Origin of the sequence: Actinacidiphila glaucinigra (genome assembly GCF_035918135.1) — a bacterium.
GTDB lineage: Bacteria > Actinomycetota > Actinomycetes > Streptomycetales > Streptomycetaceae > Actinacidiphila > Actinacidiphila glaucinigra.
On the sequence record NZ_CP109144.1, the window covers coordinates 6,938,541 to 6,957,590 of the forward strand.

The 19,050-nt window shown below is 72.0% G+C and carries 20 protein-coding genes; 17 read left to right on the forward strand and 3 right to left on the reverse strand.

The genetic code is table 11. The features are described from left to right. Positions 1 to 188: 188 nt before the first annotated feature. The 5 genes from dop to prcA all read left to right on the forward strand — a co-directional run bounded on the left by dop (position 189) and on the right by prcA (position 4,300). Positions 189 to 1,700 carry a depupylase/deamidase Dop gene (gene dop, locus OIE69_RS31270; protein ID WP_392567591.1) on the forward strand — a complete coding sequence of 504 codons (1,512 nt, stop codon included), beginning with the start codon at positions 189 to 191 and terminating at the stop codon, positions 1,698 to 1,700. Between the two features lie 136 nt (positions 1,701 to 1,836). Next, positions 1,837 to 2,055 carry a ubiquitin-like protein Pup gene (locus tag OIE69_RS31275; RefSeq protein ID WP_326581466.1) on the forward strand — a complete coding sequence of 73 codons (219 nt, stop codon included), beginning with the start codon at positions 1,837 to 1,839 and terminating at the stop codon, positions 2,053 to 2,055. An 87-nt stretch (positions 2,056 to 2,142) separates the two neighbouring features. Continuing rightward, positions 2,143 to 2,655, forward strand: a complete 513-nt coding sequence (locus tag OIE69_RS44795) for an endonuclease VII domain-containing protein (RefSeq protein ID WP_392567592.1) — start codon at positions 2,143 to 2,145, stop codon at positions 2,653 to 2,655. Next, the gene (gene prcB / locus OIE69_RS31285; protein ID WP_326577486.1) at positions 2,607 to 3,452 is read left to right on the forward strand and encodes a proteasome subunit beta; all 846 of its coding nucleotides are present in this window, start codon (positions 2,607 to 2,609) and stop codon (positions 3,450 to 3,452) included. The genes OIE69_RS44795 and prcB overlap by 49 nt, the downstream gene beginning before the upstream one ends. A 50-nt stretch (positions 3,453 to 3,502) precedes the next feature. Further along, the gene (gene prcA, locus OIE69_RS31290; RefSeq protein ID WP_326577488.1) at positions 3,503 to 4,300 is read left to right on the forward strand and encodes a proteasome subunit alpha; all 798 of its coding nucleotides are present in this window, start codon (positions 3,503 to 3,505) and stop codon (positions 4,298 to 4,300) included. 61 nt (positions 4,301 to 4,361) lie between these two features. Here the strand turns inward: prcA and OIE69_RS31295 are convergent, their stop codons facing one another. Continuing rightward, the gene (locus tag OIE69_RS31295) at positions 4,362 to 5,369 is read right to left on the reverse strand and encodes a LacI family DNA-binding transcriptional regulator (RefSeq protein ID WP_326577490.1); all 1,008 of its coding nucleotides are present in this window, start codon (positions 5,367 to 5,369) and stop codon (positions 4,362 to 4,364) included. Between the two features lie 123 nt (positions 5,370 to 5,492). Between OIE69_RS31295 and OIE69_RS31300 the strand changes: the two genes are divergently transcribed. From OIE69_RS31300 to OIE69_RS31350, 11 genes are all read left to right on the forward strand, one after another. Then, positions 5,493 to 6,740, forward strand: coding sequence for an MFS transporter (locus OIE69_RS31300; RefSeq protein WP_326577492.1), 1,248 nt, complete (start codon positions 5,493 to 5,495; stop codon positions 6,738 to 6,740). Positions 6,741 to 6,749: 9 nt separating this feature from the next. Then, entirely contained in the window at positions 6,750 to 8,111 is a 1,362-nt protein-coding gene (gene pafA / locus OIE69_RS31305) for a Pup--protein ligase (RefSeq protein ID WP_018564343.1), read from the forward strand. 112 nt (positions 8,112 to 8,223) lie between these two features. Next, positions 8,224 to 9,210 (forward strand): FKBP-type peptidyl-prolyl cis-trans isomerase, encoded by a 987-nt coding sequence (locus OIE69_RS31310; RefSeq protein ID WP_326581468.1) that lies wholly within the window; start codon positions 8,224 to 8,226, stop codon positions 9,208 to 9,210. A gap of 39 nt (positions 9,211 to 9,249) precedes the next feature. After that, the gene (locus OIE69_RS31315; protein ID WP_326577496.1) at positions 9,250 to 9,621 is read left to right on the forward strand and encodes an FKBP-type peptidyl-prolyl cis-trans isomerase; all 372 of its coding nucleotides are present in this window, start codon (positions 9,250 to 9,252) and stop codon (positions 9,619 to 9,621) included. Positions 9,622 to 9,815: 194 nt separating this feature from the next. Next, positions 9,816 to 10,793 carry a helix-turn-helix transcriptional regulator gene (locus OIE69_RS31320; RefSeq protein ID WP_326577498.1) on the forward strand — a complete coding sequence of 326 codons (978 nt, stop codon included), beginning with the start codon at positions 9,816 to 9,818 and terminating at the stop codon, positions 10,791 to 10,793. A gap of 18 nt (positions 10,794 to 10,811) precedes the next feature. After that, complete coding sequence (locus OIE69_RS31325) at positions 10,812 to 11,759, forward strand: helix-turn-helix transcriptional regulator (RefSeq protein ID WP_326577500.1); 948 nt, start codon at positions 10,812 to 10,814, stop codon at positions 11,757 to 11,759. Positions 11,760 to 11,772: 13 nt separating this feature from the next. Then, positions 11,773 to 12,060 carry a CpXC domain-containing protein gene (locus OIE69_RS31330; protein ID WP_326577502.1) on the forward strand — a complete coding sequence of 96 codons (288 nt, stop codon included), beginning with the start codon at positions 11,773 to 11,775 and terminating at the stop codon, positions 12,058 to 12,060. Between the two features lie 19 nt (positions 12,061 to 12,079). Further along, complete coding sequence (locus OIE69_RS31335; protein WP_089229035.1) at positions 12,080 to 12,280, forward strand: hypothetical protein; 201 nt, start codon at positions 12,080 to 12,082, stop codon at positions 12,278 to 12,280. A gap of 273 nt (positions 12,281 to 12,553) precedes the next feature. Further along, on the forward strand, positions 12,554 to 12,847 hold the full coding sequence (tatA, locus tag OIE69_RS31340) for a Sec-independent protein translocase subunit TatA (RefSeq protein WP_089229034.1): 294 nt from the start codon (positions 12,554 to 12,556) through the stop codon (positions 12,845 to 12,847). Positions 12,848 to 12,959: 112 nt separating this feature from the next. Continuing rightward, on the forward strand, positions 12,960 to 13,847 hold the full coding sequence (tatC, locus tag OIE69_RS31345) for a twin-arginine translocase subunit TatC (protein ID WP_326581469.1): 888 nt from the start codon (positions 12,960 to 12,962) through the stop codon (positions 13,845 to 13,847). A 152-nt stretch (positions 13,848 to 13,999) separates the two neighbouring features. Beyond that, positions 14,000 to 14,893 (forward strand): diacylglycerol kinase, encoded by an 894-nt coding sequence (locus OIE69_RS31350; RefSeq protein WP_326577505.1) that lies wholly within the window; start codon positions 14,000 to 14,002, stop codon positions 14,891 to 14,893. Between the two features lie 27 nt (positions 14,894 to 14,920). Here the strand turns inward: OIE69_RS31350 and OIE69_RS31355 are convergent, their stop codons facing one another. Together OIE69_RS31355 and OIE69_RS31360 are read right to left on the reverse strand one after the other, a co-directional pair. Continuing rightward, positions 14,921 to 16,123, reverse strand: a complete 1,203-nt coding sequence (locus OIE69_RS31355; protein WP_326577507.1) for a PucR family transcriptional regulator — start codon at positions 16,121 to 16,123, stop codon at positions 14,921 to 14,923. Beyond that, the gene (locus tag OIE69_RS31360; RefSeq protein ID WP_326577509.1) at positions 16,120 to 17,373 is read right to left on the reverse strand and encodes a PucR family transcriptional regulator; all 1,254 of its coding nucleotides are present in this window, start codon (positions 17,371 to 17,373) and stop codon (positions 16,120 to 16,122) included. The genes OIE69_RS31355 and OIE69_RS31360 overlap by 4 nt, the downstream gene beginning before the upstream one ends. A 345-nt stretch (positions 17,374 to 17,718) precedes the next feature. Here OIE69_RS31360 and OIE69_RS31365 point away from each other — a divergent pair, with 345 nt between their 5' ends. Next, a complete protein-coding gene (locus OIE69_RS31365; RefSeq protein ID WP_326577511.1) occupies positions 17,719 to 18,987 on the forward strand; it encodes an ABC transporter substrate-binding protein in 1,269 nt (422 codons plus the stop codon). Positions 18,988 to 19,050: the final 63 nt, after the last annotated feature.

Below are 19,050 nucleotides of genomic sequence, written 5' to 3' on the forward strand. Positions count from 1 at the left end.
CTGCGGGTGCCCACGCAGGGGCACCCGCAGCCGGAGCATTTCACCCGGCATCACCCAGGAAAGCGCGTAATGATCTCCCCACCACCGCCATCGCGTTCTAGGCTCAGCGGTACCGCACGAGGGCCGGTCGCGAAGCGGTACTTGAGCGACCGGCCCAGCACGGGCCGCAGCCGGGCAAGGAGGGCCGCATGACCGTACGGCGAGTAATGGGCATCGAGACGGAGTACGGGATCTCCGTCCCGGGCCACCCGAACGCCAATGCCATGCTCACCTCGTCCCAGGTCGTCAACGCCTACGCGGCGGCGATGCACCGGGCGCGCCGCGCCCGCTGGGACTTCGAGGAGGAGAACCCACTGCGGGACGCCCGTGGCTTCGACCTCGCCCGCGAGGCCGCGGACACCAGCCAGCTCACCGACGAGGACATCGGCCTGGCCAATGTCATCCTCACCAACGGAGCCCGGCTCTACGTCGACCACGCCCACCCCGAGTACAGCGCCCCGGAGGTCACCAACCCCCGCGACGCCGTCCTGTGGGACAAGGCCGGCGAGCGCATCATGGCCGAGGCCGCCGAGCGCGCCGCCCAGCTCCCCGGGGCCCAGCCGATCCACCTGTACAAGAACAACACCGACAACAAGGGCGCGTCCTACGGCACCCACGAGAACTACCTGATGAAGCGGGAGACCCCCTTCTCGGACATCGTGCGCCACCTCACGCCCTTCTTCGTCAGCCGCCAGGTCGTCACCGGCGCCGGCCGCGTCGGAATCGGCCAGGACGGCCACGAGCACGGCTTCCAGATCAGCCAGCGCGCCGACTACTTCGAGGTCGAGGTCGGACTCGAGACCACCCTCAAGCGGCCCATCATCAACACCCGCGACGAGCCGCACGCCGACGCCGAGAAGTACCGCCGGCTGCACGTGATCATCGGCGACGCGAACCTCTCCGAGATCTCCACCTACCTCAAGCTCGGCACCACCGCCCTCGTGCTGTCGATGATCGAGGACGGCTTCATCAACGTCGACCTCGCCGTCGACCAGCCCGTACGCACCCTCCACCAGGTCAGCCACGACCCCACACTGCGACGGCTCATCACGCTGCGCAGCGGGCGGACGCTGACCGCCGTCCAGCTCCAGATGGAGTACTGCGAGCTGGCCCGCAAGTACGTCGAGGACCGCTTCGGCACCGACGCCGACGACCAGACCAAGGACGTCCTCGGACGCTGGGAGGACGTGCTCAACCGCCTCGAGGGCGACCCCATGAGCCTCGCCGGCGAACTGGACTGGATCGCCAAGCGCGAACTGCTCGAGGGCTACCGGCGCCGCGACTCGCTGGACTGGGACGCCGCCCGCCTCCACCTCGTCGACCTCCAGTACGCGGACGTACGCCCCGAGAAGGGCCTGTACAACCGCCTGGAGGCCCGTGGCCGCATCCAGCGGCTGGTGACCGAGGAAGAGGTGTCACGGGCCGTGAGCAAGCCCCCGGAGGACACCCGCGCCTACTTCCGCGGCCGCTGCCTGGAGCAGTACGCGGACGACGTCGCGGCGGCCTCCTGGGACTCCGTGATCTTCGACCTCCCCGGCCGGGACTCCCTGCAGCGCGTCCCCACGCTGGAGCCGCTGCGGGGCACCCGCAACCACGTCAAGGAGCTGCTGGACCGCTGCCGCACGGCCGAGGAGCTGGTGCGGATCCTGTCGGGCGGCTGAGCAGGGCTGAAATCCGTCCGAACCGGGAATCATCGGGGTGGCCCCCGGACGTTGGGCAATACCGGGGGCCGAAGTCAGACCCTCCTTGTAGGGTCTGATCTTGTAGGACATGGACACCGAGCGGGGTGAGGGACACATGGCTACCAAGGACACCGGCGGCGGGCAGCAGAAGGCCACGCGTTCGACCGAGGAGGTCGAGGAGACCGCGCAGGACGCGCAGGACGCCTCCGACCTCAAGGAGCGGCAGGAGAAGCTGTCGGACGACGTGGACTCCGTGCTGGACGAGATCGATGACGTCCTCGAAGAGAATGCCGAGGATTTCGTTCGAAGCTTTGTCCAGAAAGGCGGCGAGTAGTCCCTAAATGTCCGAATTGCATCAAGTGAAAAATGCTCTCGATGCAAGCGGACATTGCCCGGGGAAGCCTTCGCCGGCAATAGGTCTATGCGGGACGGACTCCAGGCGTACTGCCGGGAGTGCTCAGCCGAGTACTACCGGCAGCGCCAGGAGGCCCGGGGCCGCACCGTTCGCGAGAAGCACAAGGTGCCGCCGGGCCATAAGCGATGTCCCCGGTGCGGGGAGATCAAGCCGCACTCGGAGTGGACTCGCAACAGCAGCGCGGCTGACGGCTTGACCACCTACTGCAAGACGTGCCGTGCAGTGGAGGGTCGGGCGCGTCACCTCAGGAACAAGTACGGAATGACCGAGGCCGAGCGCGACGCCATGGTCGGGGAGCGGTTCGGTATCTGCTGCATTTGTTTGGACGCCCCGGCCGAACATGTGGATCACGACCACGGGACGGGTAGGGTCCGTGGCGTACTGTGCTTCAGCTGCAACGCCGCGCTGGGGCAGTTCAAGGATCGGCCCGACGTCATACGGCGGGCGGCCGCCTACGTGGAAGGAAACGTGTGGAAGCCAACACTCGTAGCACCGGGCGTCTACCAGCTCCCTTCCTGACGCCTGGCTCGTCCTCGTTCGTGGACTTCCTGGGGGCGCACGCGCCGGACATGCTCCCGGGCAATCGCACCCTGCCCGCCGTGAAGGGGGCCGTCGAGCTGCCGCACGGGACGACGATCGTGGCCGCGGCCTTCCCCGGCGGCGTGGTGCTCGCCGGTGACCGGCGGGCCACGATGGGCAACGTCATCGCGCAGCGGGACATCGAGAAGGTCTTCCCGGCCGACGAGTACTCGGCGGTCGGCATCGCGGGCACGGCGGGCCTGGCGGTGGAGATGGTCAAACTGTTCCAGCTGGAGCTGGAGCACTACGAGAAGATCGAGGGCGCCACGCTCTCGCTGGAGGGCAAGGCGAACCGCCTGTCGACCATGATCCGGGGGAACCTGGGGATGGCGCTGCAGGGGCTGGCGGTGGTGCCGCTGTTCGCCGGCTACGACACGGACCGGGAGAAGGGGCGGATCTTCTCCTACGACGTGACGGGCGGCCGTTCCGAGGAGTACGGCTTCGCGGCGACGGGTTCGGGCTCGGTGTTCGCGCGGGGTTCGATGAAGAAGCTGTACAAGCCGGATCTCACGGAGTCGCAGGCGACGACGCTGGTGATCCAGGCGCTGTACGACGCGGCGGACGACGACTCGGCGACCGGTGGCCCGGATCTGGGGCGGCGGATCTATCCGATCGTCACGGTCATCACCGACGAGGGCTTCCGCAAGCTGACCGAGGCCGAGTCGTCGGAGATCGTCCGGGCCGTCCACGAGCGGCGGCTGGAGCTGCCGGACGGCCCGCGGGCCGAGTTGCTCTGAGCTGGTCGCCCGAGATGCACTCGCTACTGACAGAAAGGGACGGATAGCCGGTGTCGACGCCGTTCTATGTCTCACCCCAGCAGGCCATGGCCGACCGTGCCGAGTTCGCCCGCAAGGGCATCGCGCGCGGGCGCAGCGTCGTCGTGCTGCAGTACACCGACGGCATCGTCTTCATCGCCGAGAACCCGTCCCGCGCCCTGCACAAGGTCAGTGAGATCTACGACCGGATCGCTTTCGCGGCGGTGGGCAAGTACAACGAGTTCGAGAACCTGCGGATCGGCGGGGTGCGTTACGCCGATCTGCGGGGTTACACCTATGACCGGAACGACGTGACGGCGCGTGGCCTGGCGAACGTGTACGCGCAGACGCTGGGCACGATCTTCTCGAGTGTGGGGGAGAAGCCCTACGAGGTGGAGCTGATCGTCGCGGAGGTGGGTGCGGACCCCTCGGAGGACCAGATCTACCGGCTGCCGCACGATGGTTCGATCGTGGACGAGCACGGTGCGGTGGCGGTCGGCGGCAACTCCGACCAGATCGGCAGTTACCTGGATCAGCGGCACCGTGACGGTATGACGCTGGCGGAGGCGCTGAAGCTGGCGGTGGAGTCGTTGAGCCGGGACAGCAACGGCAGTGACCGGCAGCTGACGGCGGAGCAGTTGGAGGTCGCGGTGCTGGACCGTACGCGGCCGCAGCAGCGCAAGTTCAAGCGGATCCTGGGCCGGCAGTTGTCGCGGTTGCTGGAGGGGGAGGGGGTGGCGTCGTCGGCGGAGAAGGCGGAGAAGCCCGCTCCGTCCGCTGCTCCGGCCGAGGGGGACGACGACCTTCCGGAGCTCGACGAGGACGTGTGACGGGTTCGGGCCCGTTCCCGACGCCCCGGTCGCCTTTTCGGCGGCCGGGGCGTCGGTCGTCTCAGGCGCGGCGTGGTGGGGCTGTGGAGCCGCGTACGACGAGCCGGACGGGGAGTTCGGTGCCGGTGGCGGGGCGGCCGGCGAGGGTGTCGAGGAGTGCGGTCATGCCTTCGGCGCCGACGGCGTCGGCGGGGAGGGCGATGGTGGTGAGTTCGGGTTCGACGGCGGTGGCGAGGGCGGAGTCGTCGTAGCCGGTGACGGAGACGTCGTCGGGGACGCGGAGTCCGTGGCTGCGCAGTGCCTTGCAGGCGCCGACGGCGAGGACGTCGTCGTCGCAGATCAGGGCGGTGGGGGGTGGGCCGGGGCGGTCGAGGAGGCGTTCGGTGGCCCGGCGGGCGTCCTGGTAGGTGAGGGGGGAGCGTTCGGTGGGCGGGGTGGTGCCGAGGGTGTCGGCGAGGGCCTGGGCTCGTTCGCGGAAGGTCCAGGTGTCGATGTCGGCGGCGAGGTGGGCGATGTCGCCGGGGTGGTGGCCGAGGCCGAGGACGTGCCGGGTGATCTGGTGCATGCCGTCGGCGATGGCGAGGTTGACGGTGGCGGCGGGGCCGGGTTCCGCGGGGTCGGCGTCGAGCATGACGAGGGGGAGTCCGCCGTCGCCGATGGCGGCGAGGGCGTCGGCGGCCATGGAGGAGGCGATGATGCCGTCGAGGGCTGCGCGGGCCGAGCCGAAGGGGTCGCGGGCGGGGCCGACGCCTTCGGGGGAGGGGTAGAGGACGACGCCGAAGCCGTGGTCGTCGGCGACGCGGGCGGCGCCGGTGTAGACGCGGGCGAAGTACTCGTTGGTGAGGGTGGGTACGACCAGGAGCGCGGTGCGGGTGCGGCCGAGGCGGAGGTTGCGGGCGGCGAGGTTGGGCCGGTAGCCGAGGTCGCGGGCGGCGGTGCGGACGGTGTCGGCGGTGCGTTCGGAGACTCGGCCGCGCCATTTGTCGCCGAGGACGAGGGAGACGGTGGCCTGGGAGACGCCGGCGGCGCGTGCGACGTCGCGTGAGGTCGGGCGCGCTGTGTCGGTCACCGTGGGGGCCTCTCTCGGGTGGTCGGGGGGTGTCGGCACGCGGTCGTGCGGCTGGACCGGTGGACTGGGCTCATGGTACGTATGACCCACGACGTTATACGTACAACTTCCGAAGGGGCGGGCATGGGGACCGGTTACGCGGACCTGTTGCGGGCCCGGCACGCAGCGCGGCTGCTCACCGGCACGCTGGTCGGCCGGCTGCCGAACGCGACGGCGGCCCTGGGCATCGTGCTGCTCACGCGGGCGCAGGGCGGCGACTTCGCCCTCGCGGGGGCGCTGTCGGCCGTCTACGGCCTGGCCAACGCCGTGGGGCAGCCGCTGCTGGGCCGGGCGGTGGACCGTCTGGGGCAGCCGCGGGTGATGTTCCCGGCGGCGGTGGCCTCCGCCGTGGGCATGGCCGTCTTCGCGCTCTGCGGGCCCCGTCCGCTGCCCCTGGCGTACGCCGCGATGCTCGTGGCGGGTTTCTTCACCCCGCCCCTGGAGGGCGGGCTGCGGGCGCTGTGGCCGGGCGTGCTGAGGCGGGAGGACCGGATCCATGCCGCCTACGCGCTGGACGCGGCCGCTCAGGAGGTCATGTTCGCGGTCGGGCCGCTGCTGGTGACGCTGCTCGTGGCGGCGTTCTCGGAGACGGCGGCGCTGCTGTGGATCGCGGCGGTCGGTGTGGCGGGGGCGCTGAGTGTGGTCACCTCGCCGCCGTCGCGGGCGTGGCGGACGCAGCCGCGCACGCCGGACTGGCTGGGGCCGCTGCGCGCGCCGGGTCTGCGGGCGCTGGTCGGTTCGTTCTTCTTCGTGGGGCTGGCGCTGGGCTCGATCGCGGTGGCGGCGGTGGCGTACGCCGACGGGTACGGGGGCGGGATGGTCTCCAGCTATGTGCTGTCGGGGATCGGCGCCGGGGCGCTGGCGGGCGGGGTCTTCTACGGGGCGCGCCAGTGGGCGGGGGTCCCCGAGCGGCGGCTGCGGCTGCTGATGGCGGGGCTGGCCGTGGGGTATCTGCCGCTGGCGCTGGTGCCGGGCGTCCCGCTGATGTCCGGTCTGGCGGTGCTGGCGGGCTTGTTCCTGGCGCCCTCGCTGGCCTGCGCGTTCGTGGTGGTCGACCGGCATGCCCCGGTGGGCACGGTGACGGAGGCGTTCTCATGGATCGTCACCACGTTCGGGGTGGGTGCGGCGCTCGGCACGGCGGTCGCGGGGCCGGCCGCGCAGTACGGCGGGGCGGCGGCGGCCTTCGGTGTGGCGGGGGCCGGCGGGGTGGTGGCGCTGGCCGTTCTCCTGGCCAGTGGGCGTTACCTCATGCCCCCGCAGCCGGCAACCGGGACGGAAAAAGATCGAATCGCCGCGGTCGAACCCGGTTTGAGGTCCACGCATCAGGCGTAAGGTCTCATCATGGACCGCCGCATTTTCGGGCTGGAGAACGAGTACGGCGTCACGTGCACGTTCAGGGGACAGCGGCGTCTGTCCCCGGACGAGGTGGCGCGGTACCTCTTCCGCCGTGTCGTGTCATGGGGTCGCAGCAGCAACGTCTTCCTTCGCAATGGCGCCCGTCTCTACCTCGACGTGGGTTCGCACCCGGAGTACGCCACTCCCGAGTGCGACGACGTGACGGAACTCGTCACCCACGACAAGGCGGGGGAGCGCATCCTCGAGGGCCTTCTGGTGGACGCCGAACGGCGTCTGCACGAGGAGGGCATCGCGGGTGACGTCTACCTCTTCAAGAACAACACCGACTCCGCGGGGAACTCCTACGGGTGCCACGAGAACTACCTCGTCGCCCGGCACGGCGAGTTCTCCCGGCTCGCGGACATCCTGATCCCCTTCCTGGTGACCCGGCAGTTGCTGTGCGGTGCGGGCAAGGTGCTGCAGACCCCGCGTGGCGCGGTCTACTGCGTCAGCCAGCGCGCGGAGCACATCTGGGAGGGCGTCAGCTCCGCCACCACCCGTTCCCGGCCCATCATCAACACCCGGGACGAGCCGCACGCGGACGCCGAGCGCTACCGGCGGCTGCACGTCATCGTGGGCGACTCCAACATGTCCGAGACGACCATGCTGCTGAAGGTCGGAGCGACCGACCTGGTGCTGCGCATGATCGAGGCGGGCACCGTGATGCGGGACCTGACGCTGGAGAACCCGATCCGGGCGATCCGCGAGGTGTCGCACGACATAACGGGCCAGCGCAAGGTCCGCCTCGCCTCCGGCCGGGAGGCCTCGGCCCTGGAGATCCAGGAGGAGTACTACTCCAAGGCGGTGGACTTCTGCGACCGGCGCGGCATCCGCAGCGGTGTCATCGAGCAGGTCCTCGAACTGTGGGGCCGGACCCTGGAGTCCATCTCCAGCGGTGACCTGGACAAGATCGGCACCGAGATCGACTGGGTGATGAAGTACCGCCTGATCGAGCGGTACCGGGCGCGCGACAACATCACGATGTCGCACCCGCGCATCGCGCAGATAGACCTCGCGTACCACGACATCCACCGCCGTCGCGGGTTGTACTACCTGCTGGAGAAGCGGGGCCAGGCCAAGCGGATCTGCAACGACCTGAAGATCTTCGAGGCCAAGTCCGTGCCGCCGCAGACGACGCGGGCACGGCTGCGCGGCGATTTCATCCGCCGCGCGCAGGAGCAGCGGCGCGACTTCACCGTCGACTGGGTGCACCTGAAGCTCAACGACCAGGCGCAGCGCACCGTGCTGTGCAAGGACCCCTTCCGGTCGGTGGACGACCGGGTGGAGAAGCTCATCGCCGGTATGTAGCGGCGGTGGCGTGGACGACGCGGGGCCCCGTACGTGTTCGTACGGGGCCCCGCCCACGCCGTAGAGTGGCGCGCACGCCAGACAACGCAAGATCGACCTGATGGGGATCCCCGTGCGCCGACGCTCTCTTCTCCTCGCCGTCCCTGCCGGACTGCTCACCCTCGCAGGCTGCGGTGACGACAAGTCCGGCAAGCCGGCGGCCAGCGCCAGCCCATCGGGTTCCGCGTCCTCGTCCGCGCCGGTGAAGATCGTGGACGGTCCGCTGCCGGACATCACCGCGGGCACGAAGTTCGGCGAGAAGCCGACGGTCGCCAAGGGTTCGGGCGCGCCGAGCAAGGATCTGGCCGTCAAGACGGTGATCCAGGGCAGCGGCACCACCGTCGCCGAGGGCGACTACCTCCAGGCGAACTACCTCGGCCAGGTCTGGGACACGGCGAAGGTCTTCGACAACTCCTGGGACCGGGGCGCGCCGGCCATCTTCCCGATCGGCGTCGGCCGGGTCATCCCGGGCTGGGACAAGGCCCTGGTGGGCAAGAAGGTCGGCGACCGGGTCGAGCTGGCGATCCCCCCGAACCTGGGCTACGGCGAGCAGGGCCAGCCGGACGCCGGCATCAAGGGCACCGACACGCTGGTGTTCGTCGTCGACGTGGTGGACACCTTCAGCGGCAAGAGCTCCGCCAAGGGCAAGGCCGTCGCGCAGAACGACGCCAAGCTGCCCAAGGTCGGCACCAACACCGACGGCAAGGCGCCCTCCATCGAGGTGCCCAAGACCGCCGCGCCGACCAAGCTGGTCGCCAACTACGTGCTGGAGGGCGACGGCCGCCCGGTCAAGCCCACCGACACCCTGCTGCTGCAGTACAAGGGTGTGGTGTGGGACGGCGGCAAGGAGTTCGACTCCAGCTACAAGAACGGCCAGTTGGCCCAGTTCCCGCTGCAGCAGCTGATCAAGGGCTGGCAGGAGGGCCTGGCGGGCAAGAAGGTCGGCAGCCGCGTGATGCTCGTGGTGCCGCCGGAGCTCGGCTACGGCGACAAGGCGCAGCCGGGCATCCCGGCCAAGTCCACGCTGGTGTTCAGCCTCGACATCCTCGCGGTGATGTAAGACTAGGCAGGTTGTCCGCACCTCTTTAGGAGCACGTACGTGAGCATCGAGAAGCCCGAGATCGACTTCCCCGGCGGTGAGCCGCCGGCCGAACTGGTGATCAGGGACATCTGGGAAGGCGAGGGCGCCGAGGCGAAGGCGGGGCAGAACGTCACCGTCCACTACGTCGGTGTCGCCTTCGGCACCGGCGAGGAGTTCGACGCCAGCTGGAACCGCAACTCGCCCTTCACCTTCCCGCTGGGCGGCGGCCGGGTCATCAAGGGCTGGGACCAGGGCGTGCAGGGGATGAAGGTCGGCGGCCGCCGTGAGCTGACCATCCCCGCGCACCTCGCCTACGGCAACCAGAGCCCGAGCCCGCTGATCAAGGCGGGCGAGACGCTGATCTTCGTGGTGGACCTGCTGTCCGTCTGACCGGCACGTCCGGCAGGACCACGCCCCGGAGCCCCCGCCGACCGGCATCGCCGGCCCGGCGGGGGCTCCGTCGTGCGGGGGGACGCAGCCGAACCGGCGGGGGCGGTCACCGGAACCGGCCTTCGCTTCAGGCGCGCGGCCCGGTCGCGATAGGGTCTCGACGGAGAGCTGAAGAAGGAAGAAGGTTGCGTCGAGTGGCGATTGCCAAGGCCGAGCGGCTGATGAACCTGGCGCTGTGCCTGATGAACACCCGGCGCCCGGTCAGCAAGCGGGAGCTGCGGGCGTCCATCGAGGCGTACCACGAGATCGGCTCCGACGAGGCGTTCAACCGCATGTTCGAGCGGGACAAGGACGACCTGCGTGAGCTCGGCATGGTCATCGAGACGGTGGAGAGCCTCGACGGCGAGATCGGCTACCTCGCCCGCCGCGACCGCAACCGCCTCCCCGAGATCGCCCTCGACGCCGAGGAGGCCGCCGCGCTGAGCCTGGCTGCCAAGGTCTGGCAGCAGGCGCGCTTCGCCGAGGCGGCCAGCGGCGCCCTGCAGAAGCTGCGGGCCGCGGGCGTCCCCTTCCACGACGAGGGTGACGGCGACGAGGGCGTACGGGAGCCGTCCGGGCACAGTGCCCTGGAACCCCGCATCCCCACCCCCGAGCCGGCGTTCGAGCCGCTGATGGTCGCCACCCGGGAGCGCCGCCCGGTCGCCTTCGACTACCGCAAGGCCAACGCCGTGCGCCCCGAGCCCCGCCAGGTCGAGCCCTGGGCGCTGGAGTGCTGGCGCGGCCACTGGTACCTGGCCGGCTGGGACCGCGACCGGACGGCCGTGCGTGTCTTCCGGCTCTCCCGGATCACCGGCCGGGTCCGCACCCGCGGCGGCGCCTTCACCACCGAGGTGCCCGACCACGTCGACGTCCGCGCCGCCGTCGCCAGCTGGGCCGGCGAGGGCGCGACCGCGACCGCCAGGATCCGGCTGCGCCGCGACTCCGGGTACCCGCTGCGGGCCCGCGCGGTGGAGACACTCCCGGTCGACGCCGACTGGGACGAGCTGGAGATCCCGTACGGGCACGGACTGGACGCCTGGCTGGTGGAGTTCGGCCCGGACGTGGTCGTACTGGGGCCCGACGAGTTGCGGGCCGATGTCGTGGACCGGCTGCGCGCCGTCGCCAAGGGCTGAGCGGGGGAGTACGGAGAGATGGCCAACGCGATCGACCAGACGCGCCGGATGCTGTCCCTGGTCACCTACCTGCGTGAGCGCCCCGGCGCCCGCGTGAGCGATGTGGCCCGGGCGTTCGGGGTCACCGAGGCCGAGCTGATCGGCGACCTGAACGTGCTGCCGCTGTGCGGCACGAGTTTCCGGGGCGGCGACCTGCTCGACATCGACACCGACGGCGAGCGGATCTGGTGGCACAACGTGGACGACGTCGCGCAGCCGCTGCGGCTGGCCGCCGACGAGGCCGCCGCGCTGCTGGTCGCCGCCCGCGCCGTCGCCAACCTGCCCGGACTGCGCGAGAGCGACCGGCAGGCGCTGCTGCGGGCCACCGCCAAGATCGAGGGCGCGGCGGGTGAGGCCGCCGGCGCGTCCTCCCGGCTGTCGGTCACCTTCGAGTCCGAGGGCAGTGTCTTCGCCGACGTCGACCGCGCCATCGCCGAGCGCCGGCGCCTGTGGATCCGCTACTACTCGCCGTCCCGGGACGAACTCACCGAGCGCGAGGTCGACCCGATCCGCCTGTTCGCGGTCGGCCACACCTACTTCGAGGGCTGGTGCTACCTGTCGGAGGACCGGCGCACCTTCCGGCTCGACCGGGTCGCCGAGATCCGGCTGCTGGACACGCCCAGCGACCCGCCGCGCATCGAGCCGCGCGACCTGTCGCAGGGGCTGGTGCAGCCGGCCGGCGACGACCCGGAGGTCGTGATCGAGGTCGGCCCCGGTGGCCGGTGGGTCGCCGAGTACTACCCGCACGACCTCGCCGAGGAGCTTCCCGACGGCGGGCTCCGGATCACCCTGCGCACCCCCGACCCGGGATCGCTGCGCCGTCTCGCGCTGCGGCTCGGCCGCGACGGGCGCATCGTGTCCCCGGCCGACCTCGCCGGCAGTGCCCGCGACGCCGCGGCCCGCGCCCTCGCGGCCTACGGCGAGTGAGGGAAGCGCCGGCATGGACGACCTCGACACGCTCGACACCCTCGGTACCGTCAGCCGCCTCGGCGACCCCGCCGCGACCCCGCCCGAGGTGATCTTCCGGGCCTCGTGCCCGGAGTGCCGCACCAGCTTCGAGTTGTCGGCCGACGCCCTGCGGCTGGCCATCGGCGGCAGCCACCGCACCACCTTCTACTCCTTCACCTGCCCCGACTGCGGCTCCTCCGTCCGCAAGCCGGCGGGCGACCGCATCGTGGAGCTCCTCACCGACGGCGGTGTCCGCACGATGCGGCTGCACACCGGCTGAGCCGCTACGCTCGGCTGCCATGTGGTGGCTCTACCTGTACGTCGGCCTCGCGACCGCCGGCCTGCTCGTGCTCGGTGTCCTCGCTCTTCGTGTGTACGCCGAGGTGCGCGGCCTCGCCCGGCAGGTGGGGCGCAGCAGCGACCGGCTGCTGCAGGCCTCCGAGGACCTGCGGCGCGCCGCGGAGCCGCTGGCGCGCGGCGCCGGCGAACTGTCCCGCTGACGACGGCCCCGCCGCCGCAGCGGTGCCGCCGGAGGCGCCCGGAAACACCGGGAAAGCGCTGTACGGAGCACTCTCGTCCTTCCTCGTCCAGGAAGGTACGCTGCTGAGGTTGCCCCGGATGAGCGCGGCGGGGGCGGCAACGGCAAGGACGCCGGGGGATTGCCAGGCGTTTACCCCCGCACGTTACGATCGCTGGCAGAGCGGACACCGTGTCCACGGACCCGGAGCCCGCTGCTCAAGAACCCATGCCGCCTCGGTGAGAAGGTAAAGCTTATGTTCGGCAGGCTCGGCGCCCCTGAGATCATCCTCATCCTTGTCGTCGTTCTGCTGCTGTTCGGGGCCAAGCGTCTCCCGGACATGGCCCGCGGCCTTGGGAAGTCGATGCGCATCCTGAAGAGCGAGGCGAAGGCGATGAAGTCGGACGACTCGGCCGCCCCGGCTGCAGCCCCGGCCGACGCGCCCGCCGACGCCCAGGCCGCGCCGAGGACCATCCAGGCCGCGCCCGGTGACGTCAACAGCGCCCGCCCGGTCTCCGACACCCAGCAGCCCCGCCAGACGCAGAGCTGACACGACGGCACAGGTACGGGCCGCCGGCGGGGACGCCGGCCACCGCGTGAGATGAGGACCTGGGTTGCTCAAGTCTGCCCGCGAAAAGCCGTCGAAGGACCCCGACGGGCGCATGCCGCTCGTGGAGCACCTGCGTGAGCTGCGCAACCGGCTCGCCAAGAGTGTGCTCGCGATCGTTGTGGTGGCGATCGTCGCCGCCTTCTACAGTCAGCAGCTCCTGGAGTTCCTGGCCTCCCCGGTACCCAAGTGCGGCCCCGGGGTCGTCAGCAGCGGCGGCAACTGCGCCATCGTCACGTTCGACTCCCTGACGGCGCCGTTCGCCCTCACGATGCAGGTCTGCTTCATGGCAGGCGTCATCGGCGCCAGCCCGGTGTGGCTGTACCAGCTGTGGGCCTTCATCGCCCCCGGCCTGCACCGGCACGAGCGCAAGTACACCTACATGTTCGTGGGCGCGGCGCTCCCGCTCTTCCTGGGCGGCGCCCTCCTCGCCTACAAGATCATGCCGGTCAGCATCAAGGTGCTGATCAGCTTCACGCCCGAGGGCTCGTCCAACCTGCTGAAGCTGGACGGTGTGCTGGACTTCACCATCCGCATGGTGCTGGTCTTCGGCATCGCCTTCGAACTCCCGCTGCTCCTGGTCATGCTCAATCTGGTCGGCATGGTCAGCGGCCGCCGCATGGCGGGCTGGTGGCGCGGTGTGGTCATGGGCGTCTTCGTCTTCGGCGCCGTCGCGACGCCGACCACCGACCCGGTCAGCATGATCGCCCTGTCCGGTCCGATCGTCGTCCTCTACTTCTGCGCGGTCGCCTTCTCGCTGTTCAACGACCGGCGCCGGCGCTGGCGCAACCCCGACGCCGATCTCTCCGACGACGAGGCCTCCGAGCTGGACCTCACCCCGGAGGCGGTCGGCCCCGGTGAGCGTGTCTCGGCCTCCGTTCCCGAGCAGCCCGGACCCGTCGAGGACGGACGCCGTTCCGGCGACTTCGACGACGCGACCTGACGCCGCGGAACCCCGAAGGGGCCCCGCCCGGACATCCGGGCGGGGCCCCTCGTCATGGGGCGCGCGGGCGGGCGCCGGCCGTGGTCGCCCCTGCGCAAGAAGGGGGCGCCGGTCACCTCGACGGCTCGGCTACCGCAGGGTAGGGTCCGCGCGTGACCAGCGAGATCACCATCGTCTCCAACCCCACCGCGGGCCGCGGACGGGGCGCCGGCGCCGTGGGACCGGCCGCCGACGCACTGCGCCGTGCGGGCTTCGGCGTGCGCACCGTCGTCGGCACCGACGCGGCGGACGCCCTCGCGCGGGCCCGCGAGGCCGTGGCGGACGGCACCGGGGCCCTGGTCGCGGTCGGCGGCGACGGCATGGTGTCGCTCGCCCTCCAGGCCGTGGCGGGAACCGGCACGCCGCTCGGCGTCGTCGCCGTCGGCACGGGCAACGACTTCGCGCGGGCGACCGGGCTTCCGATACGCGAGCCCGCGGCCGCCGGGGAGGCGATCGCCCGGGCCCTGAAGGAGGAGTCGGTCCGCGAGATCGACCTCGGCCGCGCGGGCGAACGGTGGTTCGGCACGGTCCTCGCCTCCGGCTTCGACTCCCGGGTCAACGACCGCGGCAACCGGATGCGGCGGCCCAGCGGGCGGCTCCGCTACGACATCGCGATGCTGGCCGAACTGGCCGCACTGCGCCCCATCCCGTACCGCATCACCCTCGACGACGGCGCCGAGCAGGAGATCGAGGCCACCCTCGTCGCCGTCGGCAACGGCACCTCGTACGGCGGCGGCATGCGGATCTGTGCCGGCGCCGAACTCGACGACGGGCGCTTCGACATCTGCGTGGTGGGCCCGTGCAGCCGCGGCACACTGCTGCGTGTCTTCCCCCGGGTCTACCGCGGCACCCACCTCGGCCACCCCGTGGTGACCGTGCACCGCGCCGCCGCCATCACGCTCGCCGCCGACGGCATCACCGGCTACGCCGACGGAGAGCCCCTCGGCCCCCTGCCGCTGACCGCGCGGACCGTCCCGCGGGCGCTGCGACTGCTGGCGGCGCCGTAGCTCCGGCCGAGGGGACGGCGGGCCGGTTCAGGCGGCGGGGGCGGAGCGCAGGACGTCGACGGCGAGGGCGAGGTCGACGAGTTCGCGGGGGTGGGCGAGGCGGCGCCCGGTGAGGAGTTCGAGGCGGCGCAGGCGGTTGAGGACCGTGTTGCGGTGGCAGTCCATGCGTTCGGCCGCGGCGCGGGGGGAGCCGTCGCACTCCATCCATGTGGCGAAGGTGACCAGCAGGGACTCCCGTTCCTCGTCGGGCAGTTCCCGCAGCGGGCCGAGGACGCGCTCGGCCAGCTCGCCGGCGAGCCGCCGGTCCGCGGCGGCCACGACCGTCGGCATCCGGTCCTCCCACAGCGCCACCTCGCCGTCGAAGGCGCACGTGGGCAGGGCGAGTTCGGCGAGCGTCAGGGCCCGGTGCAGTCCGGCCAGGCCGTGTACGACCGGGCTGACCCCCGCACGCAGTCCGGGGACCGCGCCCAGGAGCGCGGCGAGCGCCCCGGGCGAGCGGTCGCCGAGCAGGACGACCAGGACCTCGCCCGCGCCGCGGGGCACCCGCAGCACCCGGCTGCCGGCGCCCACCGGGAAGGCGTCGTCGCCGGGCGTGCCGGAGGCCGAGGCCCGCACGCTGGTCACCGCCACGACGAAACGGCCGTCGCCCGGCACGCCCAGCGCCTGGGCGGCGGCGCGTACGCCGAGGCTGTCGGTACGCCCGTCGAGCAGCGCCTCCAGCACGCGGGCGGCCCTTCTGCCGCCGCCGGCCGTGCCGTCGCCCAGGGTCTCCCGGTAGGCGTCGGCCAGGATCGCGGTCGTGCGCTCGCGGAACCCCCACATCCGGGGGGCGATGTGCACCATGAGCGGGATGCCGCCGGGGTGGTGCGCGGCGACGGTGTCGACGAGCCCCTGCCACACGACCGCGCCGCCCACGGCGAAGACGTGCGTCAGCAGTTCCGGCGGCATGCCCTGCGCGGCCTGGCGCCGACCGGCCTCGCGCAGGTACCGGGCCGCGTCCGCGTCGCGCTCCGGGTCGACGAGCCGGTCCAGATGCATGGTGATCATCGTCGCGAAGCCGTCGAGGGAGCAGTCGGGGTCGTCGACGTGGTCCACAAAGCCGGGGACCTCGGTGTGCAGCCGCGCCATGACCTGCTCCGAGAGCTCGCCGACGCGTTCCTTCATGCGCAGCGCCGCCGTCCGCAGCAGCTCCCTGGCCGCCTCGTCCTGCGTCTGCGGACGCGCCGTCACCGGGGCCCCCGGAGGCCGTGCGCCGCGGAGATCCGCTCGGCGTCCAGGGCGAGCGCCAGGTGCACCACGTCGCGCGGCCGGGCCACGGAGCGGCCGGTGAGCTCGTCCAGCCGCCGCAGCCGCCGGCGCACGGTGTTGGCGTGGCAGAACAGGGCGGCCGAGGCCCTCTCGACGGAGCCGTCGGCGTCCAGCCACGCCTCCAGGGTCTCCAGGAGCGCGCCGGCCTCTGCGGCCGCCACCTCCCGCAGCCCGCCCAGCACCGCGGCGGCGACCTCGCTCGCGACGTCCGGGCGGCGGGCGAGCAGCCCGGCCGGGTAGCGGCGGTCGAGGACGGCCACCTCGCCGTCCCGGGTGCAGGTGCGCAGCGCGAGTTCGGCGAGTTCCCTGGCGTGGCCGACCGCGCCCAGCCGGTCCACCTCCGGGCTCAGCCCGGCCCGCGTCCCGGCGGGCACCTGAAGCGCGGCCGCGAAGTCGCCGAGCGTCAGGTCGCCCACGCCCAGGTCGGCGAGGAGCACCTCGCCGCCGAGCGGGAACGCCCGGTGCACCCGCACCCGGGCGGCCACCGCGCTCCGTCGCCGTACGGGCACGGAGGTCCCGGCGGCGCCGCGGACGACCGCGACCGCGAAGCGGCCGTGCTCGGGCAGGCCCAGAGCGTCCGCGGCCTCGGCGAGGCCGGTGGCGTCCACCCGCCCGGCGAGCAGCCCTTCCAGCGCCCTGCGGCCGCGCTGCCGGTGGAAGGTCACCTCGCCGCGGGCGCGCAGGTAGGCGTCGGCCATCAGCCGGCTGTCCCGCTCGAACAGGTCCCAGACCTCCGCGGCCGCGCGGGCGATCAGCTGCGTCCCCTCGGGCCCCTGGCCCTCCCCGGCCCGGACCAGCGCGAGCCACAGCGCGTCACCGGCCGTACGGCAGGCGCCCATCATCGGCTCCAGCGGGAAGCCCTGCCAGGCCCGGCGTTCCCCCACCCACGACAGGTACTCGGCGGACACCGCGGAACGCCCCGGATCGGCGAGCGAGTCGAGGACGGCGGCGACCGACCCCTCGGTCTCCTCCGGCAAACCGGACGGGGCCAGCGCGGGCTCCCGGTAGGCCGGGTGCCGGTCCCGGATCCGCTCGACGATGTGCGCCGCCACCGGTGCCACCTGTCCGCGCACCTGCAGCGCGGCGGCTCTCAGCACGTCGTGGTGCTCCCGTCCCGAGGCGCCCGTGACGCCCGCGGTGAGCATCGGACGCGTCGGCGCGGGGCTGGCCATCCGACCTTCCTCTCGGCTCTCCGGGCGCGGGGTGGGCGGTTGCCCGCTCCGGCATTCCTACCGGCTGGTAGCCCGGCCCGGAAGACGGGTGACGCAAACGTGACCGACATCCGGACAGAACCCACACATCACCGAACACGCGGTCGTACGGGACAGCGCGGACGGTGCCGCTGCACAGCCGGGCCCCGCCGCCGTTGGGAACCGCGACCAGAAACGCCCCCGCCCCTCGCCGAACCGGCCGCGGTCTCTTCCCATGGAGCTCCGCACCACCGGCCCCGCGGCGGTGGCGGCCTCCGCGCCCGCGGCGGCCGCCCGCGGTCCCACCCCTCCAGGAGCAAGCACACCGTGACCCGGAAACAGCGCCTCAGGTCCACCGTCGTCCTCGCCGCCGCCCTCACCTGCGTCCTCACGGCCTGCGGCGGGGACACCGGTACCACCGCGGACGACGGCCCGGTCGACGCGAACGGTGTGACGACCGGGCCCGGCGTCACCGACTCCACCATCACCCTGGGCGTCCTCACCGACCTGTCCGGCCCGTACGGCCCCCTGGGCCGCTCCGTGCTGCAGGCCGAGAAGCTGTACGTCGACCAGGTCAACGCCAAGGGCGGTGTGTGCGGCCGCAAGCTGAAGCTGCTCGTCCGCGACCACGGCTACGACGTCGAGAAGGCCGTCGTCCAGTACAACGAGATGGAACCGAGGATCGCCGCGATGCCGGGTCTGCTCGGCTCGTCGATCATCAACGTCCTGCTCGACAACATCACGAACGACGACGTGATGACGACGTCGCTGGGCTACTCCTCGAACCTGCTCGGCCAGCACACCCTGACGACGATCAACTCCACGTACGACGTCGACATGGTCAACGGCTTCGAGTACCTCGCCGAAACCCGGGGCCTCGGGCCCGGCGACCGGATCGGCTACCTCTACCTCGACGGCGACTACGGCAACAACGCGCGGCGCGGGGCCCGGTTCGTCGCCGACAAGCGCGGCATGACCCTCGTCGAGAAGAAGGTCGGCGACACCCGCCAGGACCTGTCGAAGGAGGTGCGGGAACTCGGCGAGTCCGGTGTGAAGGCCGTCCTGATCAGCACCAGCCCCCCGCAGACCGCCTCGGCGGTCGGCGCCGCCGCCGCGATCGGTCTCGACGTGCCGTTCCTCGGCAGCGCCGTCGGCTTTGACCCGCGGCTGTTGAAGACCCCCGCGGCGCCCGCGCTGCTGAAGATGCTGGAGCTCGTCGCCCCCACCCCGGCGCTGAGCAGCGACGCCCCCGAGGCCGGGAAGCTCGTCGCGGACTACCGGCGCCGCTACCCGGGGGCCTCGCTGGACCAGGGCCTGGTGACCGGGCACAACACGATGGCCGTGGCCGTCCAGGACCTGAAGTCGGCCTGCGGGGCCAAGGACCTCAGCAGGACGGGCATCATCGAGGCGCACCGCCGGCAGAAGGAGTACGACCCCGGGCTGGGCCCGGCCCTCGACTTCTCCGACCCGTGGCAGCCCAGCGCCACCCAGAGCTACATCGTCAAGCCCGAGCAGGGCGTGCCCGGCGGCCTGGCCGGGGTGAAGGACGCCTTCAAGGTCCCGTTGGTGGAGGAGTACATCGCCGTCATGATCTGAGCCGCCCGCAGGGCGCGGGTGCGGGGCGTGTCGCGGGTGCGGGTCCCCGCGACACGCCCGGTT